General features: G+C 63.5%; 1 pseudogene. It reads right to left on the minus strand.

The features are described 5' to 3' along the window. Positions 1–252: pseudogene (locus B4920_RS27155) on the minus strand (NADH:ubiquinone reductase (Na(+)-transporting) subunit A); the annotation flags it as partial.

Consider the following 252-nt stretch of genomic DNA (forward strand, 5'->3'; position numbering starts at 1 on the left):
CGTAGGCGATCACATCCTGATAGTTGATGTGCCACTGCACTTTCTTGGCACCGACCGGGTCCAGGAAGTGGATATGGGTACCGGGCAGGCCGGCAGGGTGCGGGCCGACAAACACGGCTTCCTTGACCTGGGCCAGGGAGGCGTGCGGCAGGCTGGCTTCGCCCTTGCAGACGTGGACTGTGCCATCGGTCAGGCGGCTCAGCAGGGCCAGACCGTCGAGGAAGGCCTGGGCCTGTTCCTTGATGATGATCT

The organism is Zoogloea sp. LCSB751, from assembly GCF_002028455.1.
GTDB lineage: Bacteria > Pseudomonadota > Gammaproteobacteria > Burkholderiales > Rhodocyclaceae > Zoogloea.